The sequence below is a fragment of the Shewanella sp. Iso12 genome (assembly GCF_012030025.1).
In the GTDB taxonomy this organism is placed as follows: Bacteria; Pseudomonadota; Gammaproteobacteria; order Enterobacterales; family Shewanellaceae; genus Shewanella; species Shewanella algae.
In genome coordinates this window covers 83,838-100,806 of the sequence record NZ_JAAUHW010000009.1, presented here as the reverse complement: position 1 = coordinate 100,806, position 16,969 = coordinate 83,838, and the positions used below count along the sequence as shown (strand labels likewise).

Here is a 16,969-nt window from a genome sequence, read left to right as displayed (position 1 = left end):
GCGCGATGGAACATTATATCAGTTTGTTAATTCGCTCTGTTTTCATCGAAAACATGGCACTGGCCTTCTTCCTGGGGATGTGTACCTTCCTGGCCGTTTCCAAGAAAGTGAAGACGGCCATGGGTCTCGGGATTGCGGTTATTGTGGTACTGACTATTTCAGTACCAGTTAACCAGATGATCTATCAGGGTATCCTGGCTCCTGGTGCATTGGCTTGGGCCGGTGTACCGGATGCCGATCTGAGCTTCCTTAAGTTCATTACCTTTATCGGTGTTATCGCAGCCTTGGTTCAGATCCTGGAAATGGCTCTGGATAAGTACTTCCCGCCACTGTACAACGCCCTGGGGATCTTCCTGCCGCTGATCACAGTAAACTGTGCGATTTTCGGTGCGGTATCCTTCATGGTTGAACGTGACTACAACCTGGGTGAGAGCCTGGTGTTCGGTTTCGGTTCCGGTTTGGGCTGGGCATTAGCTATCGTCCTGTTGGCCGGTATCCGTGAGAAGCTGAAGTATGCTGATGTGCCTAATGGTCTGCGTGGTCTGGGTATTACCTTTATCACTGCGGGTCTGATGGCCTTAGGTTTCATGTCGTTCTCTGGTGTGTCCCTTTAAGGGACACCAAGCGGCTTCCGAAATTGAACCTCTAAGGATAAGTTAATGGATATTCTTGGTATTTTTAAGTCTACTCCACTCGAGGTTTACCTCGGTGTGAGTATGTTTACCGCGATAGTTCTGATCCTGGTATTGGTGATCCTGTTCGCCAAATCCAAGTTGGTCTCCAGCGGTGATATTACTATTGGCATCAACGGTGACCCAGAGAAGGCGATTACCACTGCTGCCGGTGGCAAGTTGCTGGGCGTTTTGGCCAACAACGGTATTTTCGTGTCATCTGCCTGTGGTGGCGGTGGCTCTTGTGGTCAGTGTCGTGTCAACGTTAAGTCCGGTGGCGGTGATATTCTGCCAACCGAACTGGATCACATCAGCAAGGGTGATGCCCGTAAGGGTTGCCGTCTGTCTTGTCAGGTTAACGTCAAGTCAGATATGGAAATTGAGCTGGACGAAGAGATCTTCGGCATCAAGAAGTGGGAATGTACTGTTATCTCCAACGATAACAAGGCGACCTTCATTAAAGAGCTTAAGCTGCAGATCCCTGATGGTGAGTCTGTACCTTTCCGTGCCGGTGGTTATATTCAGATTGAAGCCCCTGCTCACCATGTGAAGTACAAAGACTTCGATATTCCAGCAGAGTATCGTGGTGACTGGGAACACTTTGGCTTCTTCAACCTGGAATCCAAGGTTGATGAAGAAACCATTCGTGCATACTCTATGGCCAACTATCCGGAAGAGTTTGGCATTATCATGCTGAACGTGCGGATTGCCACACCTCCACCACGGAATCTGAGTCTGCCTTGTGGTAAGATGTCGTCTTACATCTGGAGTCTCAAGCCAGGTGATAAAGTCACTATCTCCGGCCCATTCGGTGAATTCTTTGCCAAAGATACCGATGCTGAAATGGTCTTTATCGGTGGTGGTGCAGGTATGGCGCCTATGCGTTCTCATATCTTCGACCAGCTCAAGCGTCTTAAGTCCAAGCGTAAGATGAGCTTCTGGTACGGTGCCCGTTCCAAGCGCGAAATGTTCTATGTTGAAGATTTCGATGGCCTGGCGGCTGAGAATGATAACTTTGTCTGGCATGTGGCCCTGTCCGATCCTCAGCCTGAGGATAACTGGGATGGCTACACAGGCTTCATTCACAACGTGCTTTATGAGAACTATCTCAAGTCGCACGACGCCCCTGAAGATTGTGAGTTCTACATGTGTGGACCTCCAATGATGAACGCAGCGGTAATTGCTATGCTGAAAGATCTTGGCGTTGAAGATGAAAACATCCTCCTGGATGACTTCGGTGGCTAAGCATTAGTTCATTCCCTGGCACTGCCTTTTGGCAGTGCCAGTTTGTAAGGGAAATTCATAGTATGCAGTTCAAGACCGCTAAGTTTACAACGCTGGCAAATTGGCTGGTCCTTATGGGATTGGCCTTTTTTGTTTCTGGTTGCAGCAGTCAGGATGAAGTGATTGCGCTCTCCGGCAGCACCATGGGCACCACTTATCATATTAAGGTGGTTAACAGCAAAGGTTTGCCGGATGCCCAGTTGTTGCAGGCTGAAATCGATATGGCACTGGAGCAGGTGAACGATCAGATGTCGACCTACAGACCCGACTCCGAGCTTTCGCGTTTCAATCAGCTCAAGCAAGGCCAGAGTTTGACAGTTTCAGCCGATACCATTACCAATATCCGTGAAGGTATCAGGTTATATCAGCTCACTGACGGCGCGCTCGATATCACCCTGGGGCCCTTGGTCAACCTGTGGGGTTTTGGCCCGGACAAACGGCCTCTGGAAGTGCCTTCTGCCGAGCAGATAGCCGAAGCCAAGGCGCGGATGGGGATAGATGCCATTCAGATAGAAGGGGACCTGCTCAGCAAGAGTCAGTCCAGCGTCTATGTGGACTTGTCATCCATAGCCAAAGGATTCGGGGTCGATAAAGTGGCTCGTTTGCTGGATAAGTATCAGCCCAAAGGTTATCTGGTGGAGATTGGCGGTGAGATCAGCGTCAAGGGAACCAAAGACGATGGCAAACCCTGGCGGGTGGCGATAGAGCAGCCGGCGGATAATGGCCGGGCGGTGCAACAGGTGATAGAGCCAGGCACCATGGCCATGGCTACCTCGGGCGACTATCGTAACTACTATGAGGAGGACGGACAGCGCTTCACTCATATTATCGACCCTCGCAGTGGTTTTCCGGTAGAGCACAGACTGGCCTCTGTCACTGTGTTGCACCCTGAGTGTATGACGGCCGATGGTTTTGCCACTGCCATGATGGTGATGGGCACAGAAGCCTCGTTGGCCCTGGCCGAAAAGGAAAAGCTGGCCATCATGCTGATTGAAAAACAGGACGAAGGGTTTAAGGTATACTATAGCTCTGCGTTTAAAGCCTTCGTCCACTAGAGTAATTGGAGCCTTTATGAGTACTTTTATTGCGGCCTTTGTGATTCTGCTGGCGTTTTTCCTGCTGATGTCTGTGGGCTATTTAATCAAGCGCAAGGCGGTACAGGGCAGCTGTGGTGGCCTCGGGGTCTTGGGTATAGAAAAGGCCTGCGACTGTGATGAGCCCTGCGATAAACGCAAGGCCCGTGAAGCGGCTGAAGAAGCTCGGCGCGAGCGTTTAACCAAAGATAGAATTATTTGAAAAAGGGCCTCTTCGGAGGCCTTTTTTTCGCCCGCTCCGCCCGTGAATTCCTGCTGTACTACACTCTGTGGCATGGACAAGCGCTCTGTAGAGGAGATATGCCGATGAGCAGAGAGCCGGAAGCTATTCTCGATTCAGTGGTACAGTTGACCGAGCAGCGGCAGTTGGATTCTCTTGCCGAGAGCCTGGTGTCCACAGTATCGCAAATGCTCAACATAGATGAGGTGTGTATCCTGGATGTGGATAAGCTCACCAAGCGTAAAGGGGGCCTGGATGGCCAGCGCAATGTCAACGGCGCCACCTTGGCTGTATCGGTCAAACTCTGTATCGAACAGCAAAGGGAGATCTGTTTCTCCAACGGTCTGCACCAAGAGTTGGCTGTTCCCATCATCATCAACGATAAACTCACCAAGGTGCTCTTGGTCAGCGCGCCTTTATTGACTGAGCAAGATATGGTTTTGCTCAGAGGTTTTGCCAAAGTCTATGAGAACTATTTCCACATAGTGGTGGAGAGTGAAACGGACAGTCTTACCAATCTATTGAACCGCAAAGCCTTTTTGCCACAGTTATACAGTTCGGTGGAAATTGCCTGTGAACTCAAGCAGGAACAGGCGAGTATGGACGCCGAAGAGGAGCTCAAGCTGTGGATTTGCATCTTCGATATAGACTACTTCAAGAAAATCAACGATACCTTCGGCCACCTCTATGGCGATGAAGTCCTGTTGCAGGTTTCGGCGCTGATGAAGCAGGTGTTTAACCCTCAGGATCTCATGTTCCGTTTTGGCGGTGATGAGTTTGTTATCCTGCCGGCGCCGCGTACCCGCAGTGCCTTGCTTAAGCTGTGTCAGGAGTTTACCCACAGGCTGGCCAGATTGCAGCAGGAGCGGTTGGGCGGGATCCGCATCTCTATGGGCATTGTGGGGATAGATCCCCGGGTTGAGCCCGGAACCTTGCTCAATCAGGCCGACAACGCACTGTATTTTGTCAAAGGCAATGGTCGCAACCAAGTGGCGTTTTATGGGCAACTGTTGGAAGAAGGCAAGCTCCAGGGGCCACAGATAGAAGATGATATCGAGCTTTTTTAATCACTTGTGCTTAAAAGCAGCTTGCTAACCTTAGTTAAAATGATAATGGTTATCTTTTGTAAGTTTGTGAAATTAAAGGTTAATTTGTAATGCGTCCCGCTTTGGGCTAGGCTGGGAACATTGACTTGGATCAAGTTTAATCAAAGCTAAAGGACGAGATAATGAAAGGTCATCCCAAAGTGGTGTCCCAGCTCAACAAGGTGTTGACCTGTGAGCTGACAGCCATCAATCAGTACTTCCTTCATGCCCGCATGTTCAAGAACTGGGGCCTGGAAGGACTCAACCACAAAGCCTACAAGAAATCGATTCAGGATATGAAGCACGCCGACAAGATTATCGAGCGGGTGTTGTTTCTCGAAGGCCTGCCCAACTTGCAACAGTTGGACAAGTTACGCATAGGTGAACACAGCGAAGAGATGCTGGCTTGTGACAAACAGATGCTGGAAGAGCAACTGACAGTGCTGCGAGATGCCATTGCCCTGTGTGAGACTGAGCGTGATTATGTCAGTCGCGATATCCTCGAGGATCTGCTGGAAGATGAAGAGGAACACCTGGATTGGCTGGAAGCTCAGTTTGAGCTGATAAGCCTGACCGGACTGGCTAATTATCTGCAGTCACAGATTGGGAAAGAATAAGGAGACAGGTATGAAAGGCCATCAGCAAGTCATAGATGTGCTCAACAAGCTGCTGACCGGGGAACTGTCGGCAATGGATCAGTACTTCGTGCATGCCCATATGTATGAAGACTGGGGGCTGAATGAGCTCTATGAGCGGATCAAGCATGAGTCGGACGATGAAAGAGAGCATGCCGCCAAGTTGATTGCACGGATCCTGTTTCTGGAAGGCATTCCGGATGTTGCCAGTCGCGACGCCCTCACCATAGGCAAGAATGTGCAGGAGATGCTGCACAACGACTTGCAATATGAATATAAGGTTGCCGCCAACTTGAGAGAAGCCATCACCTTGTGTGAGCAACTCAAGGACTATCAGAGTCGGGAGTTGTTGGAGCTATTGCTGGAAGAAACTGAAGACGATCACATGTATTGGCTGGAGAAACAGCTGGGCCTTATCGACAAGGTTGGGTTACAGAATTACATCCAGTCCAAGATGTAACGGTATCAAAGCCGTCACGACAGGAGCCGCTATTGCGGCTCTTTTGCTATCTGGTGTTGCATTGAGCCTGAATTAAATTTGAATGCACTTGAGTTGGGCAATAAGGCACTGAATTGCTTCGGTTTGGTGCAGGGGATTGTTTACATAGAAAATTATATTGTTTCTTGTCATTTAGTATTCAAAATTGTTAACAGATTCTGATACATTGCCGGTTTCCTTAAATAAAAATATAACAAATAGGACTCGCAATGGAGCAGATAAGACGTTCTCTCAGTTTGCAACTTGTATTGGCTATCGTCGGTGCCCTGGCGTTGTTGTTGTCTATAGTGGCCGCCGTGATGGTAAAGAGTAGCAGCGACGATACCCGTGCCCGCATAGATCAGGACATATCGGCGCTGATCACCCTCAAGGCCAATGAAATAGGCAATTACTTCTACGCCAAGGGGCAGATTATTCACTCTGTCTTTGCTAACCCTGCCATCAATAACTGGTTTGCCAAATACCATAGCCGTGGCTCAGATCTCAGTCTCGATCCCGGCTATCAACAGCTGGTGGATTACTTCCACTTTTTCTCCGAGCAGGACAAGGAGATCAAGTCGGTGTTCTTCGGCTCGGCCAATACCTTCGAGTACTTTGATCTCAATGGCCGTTACGATGGCGATCCCGACTACTACACCAACAAACGTCCCTGGTGGCAGGAAGCGATAGACAGAAATGGTTTGTTTGTCGGTGACCCGGCCGTGGATGCCAATGACGGCTCAATCTCGGCCACGGTCAAGACTGTAGTCAAGGATGCCAATGGTCGCCTGATAGGCATAGGCGGTATGGATATTCTCATCGATACCATAGGTAAAAACCTGCTGGCGCCAATCAAATACCGGGGCGAAGGCCAGGCGTTTTTGATGACGGAGCAGGGAAAGCTGGTGTACTTCCCGGGTTTTAACCAGGGGTTTCCCGCCGGCTCTGATGCGGCCGTTATTGACAATCTCAGCGGCGACAATCAGGGTTTTAGTGAACTGAAACGTGAAATGCAAACCCGGGATGCCGGTATTGCCGAAGTCACTTATCAGGGAGAGTTGCAGCGGGTGAGCTACATTGCCATTCGCGGTGATTATCCCAAGGTGCGCTGGTATTTGGGGTTCATGTTGCCCAATGAAGTGTTTCAGGCACCGGTGAAGCAAAGCCTTTGGCAAACCAGCCTGGTCTCAGTGGGGATTATTTTACTGGTGGCGTTAACCGTTTTCCTGATGATGTTGCCGTTTCGGCGTAATCTCAATAGCCTGCTGCACACCATGGAAGATATCGCCGAGGGTGAGGGCGACTTGTCACGGCGCATTGAAATCAACCGCGCCGATGAACTTGGGCGTCTCGGCGCGGCATTCAACCGTTTTGCCGCCAAGGTGCAGAGTCTGTTGCTGGAAACCCGTGAACTCAGTGGTCGGGTGGATAATGGTGTTGCCGCCGCGGCTGAGGTGTGTGACAACGCACTGGCCTCTGTCAGCGCCCAGAAACAGGAAATTGCCTCAGTGGCCACAGCCGCTACCGAAATGGCCCACACAAGCCAGGAGATGGCGACCAGCGCCCAACGAGCCGCCGAGTTTTCCGAGACGGCGTTGTTGCAGTCCAGAAACGGCGCAGATGTGGTGCAGCAGGCCAGTCAGGGAATGCACTCACTTTCCACTCAGGTCAACCAGGCTGCGGGGGTTATTCGGGCGCTCAGAAGCAGCTCAGAGGAGATAGGCGAGGTGCTCAGTGTGATCCGCGCCATTGCCGAACAAACCAATCTGCTGGCACTCAACGCCGCCATTGAAGCGGCTCGCGCCGGCGAGCAGGGAAGGGGCTTTGCGGTTGTGGCCGATGAGGTGCGCACCCTGGCATCCCGCACTCAGGACTCCACGACCAATATTCAGGGTATTATCCAGACTCTGCAGCAACAGGCACAACAAGCCGAACAGGTGATGGAAGCCGGAGTCAGGGAGGCCAACCAGGGCCAAAGCCTGACTCTGGAAGTTGAGCGGGCACTGACAGAAATAACCGCGGCAGTGGATGCCATCCAGCTGCAAACCATGGAGATCACTGCGGCGATAGGCCAGCAGGCTGTGGTGGCCGAAGAAGTGGCCTGCAACATTGAAAATGTTCGTGGCCGCTCCGATGAATCCCTGAGCGCCAGCGAAGAGCTGTCACATCAGATGCAGGCATTCCAACAGTTGGCCACGGCTCTGGGGCGCAACATAGGTCAGTTCCGCATCGATTAAGACGAGCTTTAAATCCATTAAGGAGAGCCCTGGCTCTCCTTTTTTGCTCTCGATTGATCTGCTTTTTCGTTATCCTGGCTTGTTAACTGTGTTTTTATACAGTACTCTGTTTGTGTCCGGCTCGACCGAGCCCTTTGAGATCCGGAAAGCAAGCTTGAGAAAGATCATACATATCGACATGGACTGCTATTTTGCCGCAGTGGAGATGCGTGATTTTCCAGAATATCGTGGCCGACCTCTGGCCGTCGGCGGCAGCAGTGACAGACGCGGGGTGATAAGCACCTGCAATTATGAGGCGCGTAAATTTGGCGTTCGCTCAGCCATGGCCTCGGCCTATGCGTTAAAGCTTTGCCCGGAGCTGCTGCTGATCCCCGGGCGCATGTCTGTCTATAAGGAAGTCTCGGCAGAGATCCGGGCCATCTTCGCCCGCTATACCTCACTGATTGAACCTCTGTCGCTGGATGAAGCCTACCTGGATGTATCCGATAGCTCGTTATACCAAGGCTCGGCCACCCTCATTGCCGAGGCTATTCGCGCCGATATCCTGGCAGAAACCGGCCTGACGGCTTCGGCAGGTATCGCCCCGGTCAAGTTTCTCGCCAAGGTGGCATCGGATCTCAACAAGCCCAACGGCCAGTATGTGGTCACGCCACAGGCACTGCCTGAGTTTGTAAAAAACCTGCCGCTTATCAAGATCCCCGGCGTCGGTAAGGTCACCGCCCAGAAGCTGGCCGATATGGGGCTGCATACCTGCGCGGATGTGCAAAAGGTGCCGCTGACCAAGTTACAACAGCGGTTTGGAAAGTTTGGTACCTTGCTTTATGAAAGGGCTCAGGGGATAGACGAGCGTGAACTGACCATCAACCGAGAGCGCAAGTCTGTTGGGGTAGAAACCACGCTGGCAGAGGATATTCATACCCTGGCCCAGTGTCGCCAGGTAATGCCACAGTTGGTGCAGGAGTTGGCCCGCCGTCTGGAGCGCGGAGCCAAAGACAGGCAAATTCATAAGCTGGTAGTCAAACTCAAGTTCAGTGACTTTAAACAGACCACTATAGAAACCCGCTCGAGTGAGTTATCTGTGCGCCTGCTGGATGAATTGCTGACCCAGGCACTGCAAAGAGCCAACGGCCGAGGCATCCGTCTGCTGGGGGTGGCTGCCGGGCTGGTCAGCCAGGATGATAGCCACTCACCGGCAGAGGAAGCTCTGCAGCAGTTGGATCTGGCTTTCTAATCCCCAATTGATGGTTTGCACTCAGCGAGGGGATAAACAAGCTCCATTTCTGTTCCATATGGGCTCTTTATAGTAGGTTTTCAGCGTATTCCGACTCACAAGCATAGCTGGCGATACCTTGCCACTGTCGCAGTGTAAGTCTTACTGTATATACGTAATTATAAGCTCGATACAAGCTTTCTGTTGAATTTCTGCGAATTTCAAATTCTAAAAAACCAAAATCTATTTTTAATAGATTTCTATATTAGAGTGAATGGGCTCTACTTAGTTACGTTTTGAGATCTTTGTAATAAATTTTAAATCGATTTGATGTGGTGATGGTTTTATAAGAAGCATTTAACTTGTTTGATGGGAAATATTCTTTGAATTTTCGCGTTTTCTTGGTGAGTGTTTCTATTTGTATCCTTCTTAACTCTTTGAGCTTTCTGAGTAATACCTGAAAATTGGTAATGTAAAAGTTAATTATTTTAATGTTTTGTTTTTTTGTGGTAGGTTATTTGGATGATAAAAAGTTTGCTTTAAGTTGGCTTAACCCGTTTTTTGGGACTATTGATAATAATTAAAACATGGAGTGTTTTATATGAAGTACGGGCTCCCCATTTCCCTTTTTTTGCTCTCTATTGCCACCCAAAACAATGTATTGGCTTCATCCAGCGTCCCTTTAAGTGGCTCTTTTCGGGTTAGTGAGCAAGGTGCGGCAACATATACCATCCCCATAGATACGCCCGCAGCCAGAGGCAAGTTAAAGCCCGCCGTAGAGCTGAGTTATTCATCAGGTGGCGGAGAAACCATTATGGGATTGGGGTGGGGGCTTCAAGGGCTTTCCGCCATCAGCCGCTGCCCAAAAACCATTGAACAGGATGGCTATTTACAAGGTGTAGAGCTTACCAACAAGGACAGTTACTGCCTTGACGGTGCTCGTCTGGTTTTAACCGCCGGAACCCATAGTCTAAATGGCGCCGAGTACCGTAAGGAGCTGGATGATGCCTCTGTGGTGACTGTGATTGGCCAGGCGCCTGGCGGCGGTCCAGCGGCCTTCAAGGTTGAAACCAAATCGGGAGACACCTATTTCTATGGCGATGTGGATGAGGTTTCCGGGAAGCAGTTTCTGGATGTGAATGGCACCTCATCATCCGGAGATGGTTATCGGTCCGTATCTCAAAACAACAGTGATGTGATTTATCATTGGAGTCTGAAGGCCATTGAGGACTCCGTAGGTAACTACATTAGTTATCACTATGAAAACACCGCTGGTGAGCAATACCTGAAAAGCATCGATTATGCCGGGCACAGCAATGGTGAGGCTCCCTATAATCAGGTCAGATTTATCTATACCCCCCTCAGTTACCCTAAGTATGGTTATTCCTATGGCACCTCTGTTGCGATAAAGCAGCAACTGCAAAAGATTGAGGTGAGGCTGGATGACGAAGTCGACAAAACCTATTACCTGACGTATCACAAGGCGACTTCCAGTGATAAGCATGATTACCTTGAGCAGGTTAAAGCCTGTATTGGTCAAACCCAAACCGACTGCAGTACACCGATAACCTTTGAGTGGGACAGACAGGCGAGTGCGTCTGCTGGCCCTGCTTATCAGCCCTTTTCCGGCAGACGGGCGTTGAGTATTCCGTCCGGTAACAACGACACCGCCAAGTTTTTTGATATGGACGGTGACGGTTTATCAGATATCGTTTATGTACGGGACGGGCGTTGGTACAAGCGTGGTATTCAGTCGGGTATTGAACAGGCGATGGCCTCGACCGGTGCCGGTAAGGCGGCTTATGCCCAAACCATAGACTATGATGGTGATGGCCAGCGTGACTTGCTGGTGGCCAACAGTGAAACCGCCAATTGGCAAATTCTGTCTTTTAAACCCTCCACTTATCAGCACACTGTGTGTGAGCCAAATGGCCGTGGTACTCAGCTATGTGAGGATGTTGAGCGTGTGGTGAATTACACGCTCAAGGATTTGGGGCTTAAGGCTATCGGGCTTGAAGGCAAGGCGCTGGTTGCCGATGTCAATGGTGATGCATTGGAAGACATCATCTTCATCGATGGTGGCGCCATCAAGTGGTATCGCAACTTGGGAAATGGAAGTTTTGCTGCGGCGCAAAGTCTTTATAGCTTCCCCAGTACTGAAGTTGGGCACAACACCAGCGTTCACCAGTGGCATTCCAGTCGAGGTTTTGGCAGCTCCTTTATGGATATCAACGGTGATGGACTCACCGACTTTATGTTGGAGGTTAGAGAGCGGGAAGCTGTGTGTATCTCCGGTAGCGGCAAAGTGATTTCTGGTGTGACCGAAAACGAATGCCGGATGGACATCAGAGGTACTTGGTCTGTCAGTGATTACGAGTATTGGAACCTTTATGTCTCTACTGGCTCCAGTTATCGCCGGTATCAAAAAATCTATCGTGGGCAGCACAATAATCTCAATATCGCCAATACCTTACGCAGTGCCGATTTCAATGGTGATGGCTTGTCGGATATTGCCTATGTCCATAATAATAAATGGTTTATTCAATTGGCCGATGGCAATGGTTTCTTGCCTCGAATCGATACGGGCATTACCACTTCCGATACTCAGAAGTACAAAACCTATTTTATCGATATTGCTGGTGATGGCAGAGCCGAAATGGTGGTTCAGCATACGCTGAATCAGGCACTGGTGTATCACTCCAACCCCGAGTTAACTTCATGGACCACTTATGGCGCAATCAATGACCTGTCCGATCAACCATTGAATTTCGCGGATATTGATGGTCGTGGAAAGCTGGATATTGTCTCTCTCAGTAACGGTCAATGGCAAAGGTTAACCCATAAGAGCCATGCATATCATAATACCATCAAGGGGATTACCGACGGATTTGGAGTCAAGACCAGGGTGACTTACGCGCCGCTGACGGAAAAGTCTGCTGGCGAATACAGTGTCTATAAGACTCAGGTATCCAGTTATCTGGACAACAGTCGTAACTTCTCCCTTATTCCGCCGCAAAAAGTTGTTAAGCAAGTTGCCACTGAAACCGGGGATGGCAGCCAGGTTTCCGTTAACTATGAGTATGGCGGCTTGCTGATAAACCGTTTGGGGCGTGGCCCGGCCGGGTTTGAGTTATTACGCACCATAGACAATCAGACTCAGGTGGTGACCGAGACTATCTATCATCAGTTGTTCCCGCAAATAGGTTTGCCCCTGGCAACCAAACAAACCTATCAGGGAAAAACATTGTACTCGGCAATCAATGAATACAGCTTTCAGCGAGGCAATGACGGCATTTATCGCCGGGTTGAAGAAAACGTAGTGGAGCGCACCTCGCAATATGGCAGCGATGGGGTGGTAAGGGAGTTAACGCAGACAAACACCCAGACTCAGTTCGACGACTGGGGAAATGCCATTGCCATTAAAGTGGATGTAACTGACCTTGAAGCCAATCAATTGGTTTCAAGGGGCGAGACGGTTAACCAGTATGACGGTCATGGTGGCGGCGAAGCCAAGGGGCGACTGAGTCATACCAGGGTGACTAAATCACGCTTTAATCAGCGAGAGCAGGTTCAGGCGATAGTGACCGAGAGCGCATTCAGCTATTACGATAACGGTTTGCTGATGAACTCAACGGTATCGCCAAATGACAATCGCTACAAATTGACTACCGGCAAAACCTATGACATTTACGGCAACACCCTGACCGAGCGGGTCACCGGAGGCGTAGATGCCGCCGGCAACACCCAGCAGTCGAGACAGATGAGCTATTTATTCGATGCCAGAGGGCGTCTGCTCAAGACAGTGACCAACGCGGCAGGCGACAGCAGCACCTATACCTACAATGGTCAGTCGGCAGACCAGGTAACGGGTAAAATCACTCAAATTACCGTGACTGATGCCAATGGTCGCAAACTGACCAAAGACCATGACAAGTGGGGAAGGCTGGTGCGGGAAGTCACTCCGGATGGTGTTCCAACAAGCTATCAGTATGCCACCTGTGATGCCGGGTGTTCACCTCTCAGTCATGGCCATTTGGTTACCACCAAGACCAAGGCCGGTGCGCCTCAATCCAAAGTCATCACAGATAAATATGGCCGTGAAGTCGGTAAGCAGAAGCAGGGTTTTGATGGGCAATGGATTGTTACTGCAACTAGCTACGATGCGCAGGGAAGGCCTGTCAGACAATATGAACCCGCTTTTGCCGGTATCAGTGCCTATTACACCGAAATAGAGTACGACCACTTTGGTCGGGTCATCAACCAAACCAATCCCAACGGCGGCGTTTCCAGTATTCAATATCTGGGATTTGAGACGCTGACGATAGACCCCAATGGCAAGCAAAAGCGTGCTATCTCCAATGCCATGGGTGAGCAATTTAAAGTTGTTGATGATATCGGCAACGAACTGGAGTTTGTCTATGATGCCAGTGGCAAGCTGGTGAAAAGTTTTATCACCTCAGCCTCGGGACAAGAGCTGCTGCGCACCGAGGCAAGCTATGATGCCTACGGCCGCAAAATCAGCACCAAGGACATTGATAAGGGACAGTGGCGCTACACTTATAACGCCTTTGGCGAAATGCTGTCACAGACCAATGGTAAATCCCAATCCAGCTTTATCTACTATGACATTCTAGGGCGTAAAGTCAGGCAAACTGAGCCAGATGGCACCTCTTGCTGGACCTATGGTAACAAAGGCAGCAAAACTGCCGGTTTACTTATTACGGAAACCCGTTTCGACACCGTTGTGTCCAATTGCTCTCAAACCGGCTGGGTACACAGCAAGCAGAGCGGGTATGACAGTGCCGGCCGGTTGGCCAGCAGCAAGACAAGCATAGCAGGTAGTAGCTATGAGCATCGCTTTAGCTATGACAGCCATGGCAGAGCGGCGACTCAGACATACCCCAATAACTTGCTGACGGTTGTCAACCACTACAACGCTCAGGGATACCTTTTCAAGCGTACCGACCAACAAACAGGTAAGGCATATCAAACTATCACCGAAATGAATGCCCGAGGTCAGGTGGAGCAGGTGCGTTATGGTAATGGTGCCCAGGAATCAACCGTTTTTGATGCAACCACTGGCTGGGTTAGCGGTATCAATTTGACCACTGCTGGAGTAACAGCCCATCAGCTTGACTATCGTTTTGATACCGTGGGTAACCTGGAGTACCGGCAGCACAGCCTGTCTTCGGCTCCGGCCACATTCAGCGAAAACTATCACTATGATGATTTGTATCGCTTGTATGAACGTACCGTCAGCATCCACTCCGGTGGTACGAGTCTGCCATCAGACTTTAAAGCCACCCATGAGATGCAATATGACGATTTGGGCAATATCACCTTTAAAACCGGTGTTGGTGATTACCGCTACGATAGCGCCAACCCCTATCGTCTGGCCTCCATTGCCAACACAAGTACAATTGCGGCCAGCAAATCCTGCCCGGCAGGTTATGCTTTCAACAGCAGCAAAACCAGTTGCCTCAAAACGGAGACAAGAGCGGCCACTGCGGTATGCCCTGTCGGCTATAGCTGGAATGGCAGCAACTGCCAGAAAGCCATCTCATCGCCTGCGACTCCTGTTTGTCAGGCAGGTTATTCCTGGAGTGGTAGTCAATGCCTTAAAACAGTATCCAGTCCGGCAACCGCCGTTTGTGCTGCGGGTTACAACTGGAATGGCAGTACCTGCCAGAAGACTGTGACATCACAGGCAACCGCAACCTGCTCAGCCGGATACACCTACAACAGCACTGCTAAACGCTGTGAGAAGAAGGTGGTTTCCAGTGCTGCCAAGACTTGTCCGGCTGGTTATAGCTATTCCAGTGCACAAGATAAGTGTACTCAAACCAGTACTACCTGGGCTAAATGGGTATGTACGGGAAGTGGTGGAGGAGGTAGAGACCCCAAGAGTACTATCCCTGAGTTCAGTACCCGTGCCCAAGTCTGTGATTGGAAATGCCCTTCGGGTTATAACAATGTGTGGCCTGGTGGAGAGCAGTGTAAGAAAACAGAGCTGGCGAATTATACCTATACCTGTCCAACAGGAAGTACGCTTTCAGGCTCCAGCTGCACCAAATTGCAAACCCAGAGTAATGGCTGGTCATGTCCCGCAGGCAGTACCCTGTCCGGCAGTAGCTGCAACAAAGTAGTGACCCAAAACAACACTTGGTCATGCCCGGCCGGCAGTACCTTATCGGGTAGTGTCTGTAACAAGAATTATACTGCAGCGCCTAGCTGGTCCTGTCCTGCTGGAACTGCGCTGTCAGGAACCAACTGCACAGGTACCCAGACAGCCAGCCCCAGTAGTTGGAGTTGCCCAAGTGGTTGGTCGGTTTCCGGTAGCAGTTGTCGCCGTCAGCTCAGTGCCGCAGTGATCTATTCCTGTCCGGCCAATGGTGTGCTCAATGGTTCAAGTTGCCTGATATCCGATGGGCCATCACATACCATGACCTATGACAATAATGGCAATATCACCCAGGATGGCAGTCGCCGTTTCACTTACAGTTCTTACGATTTGGTCACCAACATTACTCAAGGTGGGGAATCAACCCGCTTTAAGTATGATGCCAACCGGCAACGCTTCGAGCGTTACGACGTTAAAGTTGAAGCGGGAGTGACAAGCTATCTCACCACCTTATATGTCGGGGGGTATGAGAAAGTCACCCGTAGCGGCGGCAACAAACCGGCACTCACCGAGCAAAAATTGTATGTCGGCAATTTGGTGATAACCAAGCGTAGTAATAACACTGTTGACGAGTTTTACCTGCACAAAGATCATCAAGGCTCAACCACGACGATTACCAATAAGTCCGGTAATGTGGTGCAGCAGTTTACCTATGACCCTTGGGGTAAACAAACCGCCGCCTATAGCCATTCACTGTTGAATGATTATATCGCGCCAGCTGCATCCAAAGGTTATACCGGGCATGAAGGTATAGATAACCTGAATCTTATCCATATGAATGGGCGTATCTATGACCCCACCATAGGACGTTTCTTGCAGGCCGATCCGCATATCCAAGCGCCAACCAATACACAAAGCTATAACCGTTATAGTTATGTTTTGAATAACCCGATGAGTTATTCCGATCCGAGTGGGTTCTTCTTTAAGAAGATAGGAGAATTCTTCAAAAAATTCTGGAAACCGATTGTTGCCGTTATTGTGACTGTTGTTACATATGGCGCAGCATCGGGTTGGGTTGCTGGTTGGGGGGCTACTTGGGGGACAGCAGCAACTACAACCAGTGCCGCATCTTTGACAACAGCCGGAGCCGTCGCAACCGGTGCGATAGCGGGAGCAGCCGGAGGGTTTGCTGGAGGAGCGCTTGCAACCGGTAGTTTGAGAGGGGCACTAAAGGGGGCTTTTTCCGGAGCGATAGCCGGAGCAGCAGGAGGATACGCCAACTTTGGGAGTGTTGGTGGCTTTGGCGATGCATTCAACCGTATCGGTGTTGCTGCTTTGGGAGGATGTGCTGCAGGAGCCGCATCAGGTGGGAATTGTAGTCAAGGTGCTAAATTGGCGGTTATAGCTCAAGGCTTGAAAATTGCTATGGATAAGTACTCAGGATATGAATCATCATGGAATACCTCAAAGGAGAACGCTGTTATTAAGCTCGAGGGTACAGGTGTTGAAAATGCCAATGTTAGCAACACTGGAACGTCGGTAGAAGTCAAGGTAGGATCTGATGCTGTGAGGCGTGGGCTTGTGGGACGGGATGTGTCAACACTCAATGCAAAAGACCTTGAGGTATTGAAAAGCTCACTGGCTAAATCTCGAATGGACTTTTTTGACTGGTCACCAGCGGAAAACAGGGTGATATTTGACACTTCTAATGTGAATTACTGGATGTCGGAATATTCACCTGTACTACAATGGTCTTCAGAAAACGTCGGTGGTTTTAGAGCCTTTTCCGTATTCCACGATAAATGGATGGCTAAATGGAATATACAAAATAATCTTATCTTGGCGACAACAATTCCTCCCGCTATAGCCGCTCAGTATTATGCTTTGGGGCTAGAGAATCACCGTTATTATTTGACTAATCAGGAATGAGGGCC

10 protein-coding genes are annotated in these 16,969 nt (G+C 50.1%); all 10 read left to right on the top strand.

All coding sequences use genetic code 11. From position 1 onward, the window contains the following. Positions 1–5: 5 nt before the first annotated feature. Positions 6–614, top strand: a complete 609-nt coding sequence (gene nqrE / locus HCX89_RS15205; RefSeq protein ID WP_167716576.1) for an NADH:ubiquinone reductase (Na(+)-transporting) subunit E — start codon at positions 6–8, stop codon at positions 612–614. 45 nt (positions 615–659) lie between these two features. Next, positions 660–1,916, top strand: a complete 1,257-nt coding sequence (gene nqrF / locus HCX89_RS15200; protein WP_025011870.1) for an NADH:ubiquinone reductase (Na(+)-transporting) subunit F — start codon at positions 660–662, stop codon at positions 1,914–1,916. A 113-nt stretch (positions 1,917–2,029) separates the two neighbouring features. After that, positions 2,030–3,010 (top strand): FAD:protein FMN transferase, encoded by a 981-nt coding sequence (locus tag HCX89_RS15195; protein WP_254428399.1) that lies wholly within the window; start codon positions 2,030–2,032, stop codon positions 3,008–3,010. Between the two features lie 16 nt (positions 3,011–3,026). Then, on the top strand, positions 3,027–3,251 hold the full coding sequence (gene nqrM, locus HCX89_RS15190) for a (Na+)-NQR maturation NqrM (RefSeq protein WP_025011868.1): 225 nt from the start codon (positions 3,027–3,029) through the stop codon (positions 3,249–3,251). Between the two features lie 104 nt (positions 3,252–3,355). Then, a complete protein-coding gene (locus HCX89_RS15185; protein ID WP_044734976.1) occupies positions 3,356–4,336 on the top strand; it encodes a GGDEF domain-containing protein in 981 nt (326 codons plus the stop codon). Positions 4,337–4,497: 161 nt separating this feature from the next. Further along, positions 4,498–4,971 carry a bacterioferritin gene (bfr, locus tag HCX89_RS15180; RefSeq protein ID WP_167716572.1) on the top strand — a complete coding sequence of 158 codons (474 nt, stop codon included), beginning with the start codon at positions 4,498–4,500 and terminating at the stop codon, positions 4,969–4,971. 10 nt (positions 4,972–4,981) lie between these two features. Next, complete coding sequence (gene bfr, locus HCX89_RS15175) at positions 4,982–5,449, top strand: bacterioferritin (protein WP_054744321.1); 468 nt, start codon at positions 4,982–4,984, stop codon at positions 5,447–5,449. Positions 5,450–5,697: 248 nt separating this feature from the next. Continuing rightward, on the top strand, positions 5,698–7,704 hold the full coding sequence (locus tag HCX89_RS15170) for a methyl-accepting chemotaxis protein (RefSeq protein ID WP_107110655.1): 2,007 nt from the start codon (positions 5,698–5,700) through the stop codon (positions 7,702–7,704). A gap of 154 nt (positions 7,705–7,858) precedes the next feature. Further along, a complete protein-coding gene (gene dinB / locus HCX89_RS15165) occupies positions 7,859–8,935 on the top strand; it encodes a DNA polymerase IV (RefSeq protein ID WP_045283576.1) in 1,077 nt (358 codons plus the stop codon). Positions 8,936–9,515: 580 nt separating this feature from the next. After that, the gene (locus HCX89_RS15160) at positions 9,516–16,964 is read left to right on the top strand and encodes an FG-GAP-like repeat-containing protein (protein WP_167716570.1); all 7,449 of its coding nucleotides are present in this window, start codon (positions 9,516–9,518) and stop codon (positions 16,962–16,964) included. The last annotated feature ends 5 nt before the right edge of the window (positions 16,965–16,969 follow it).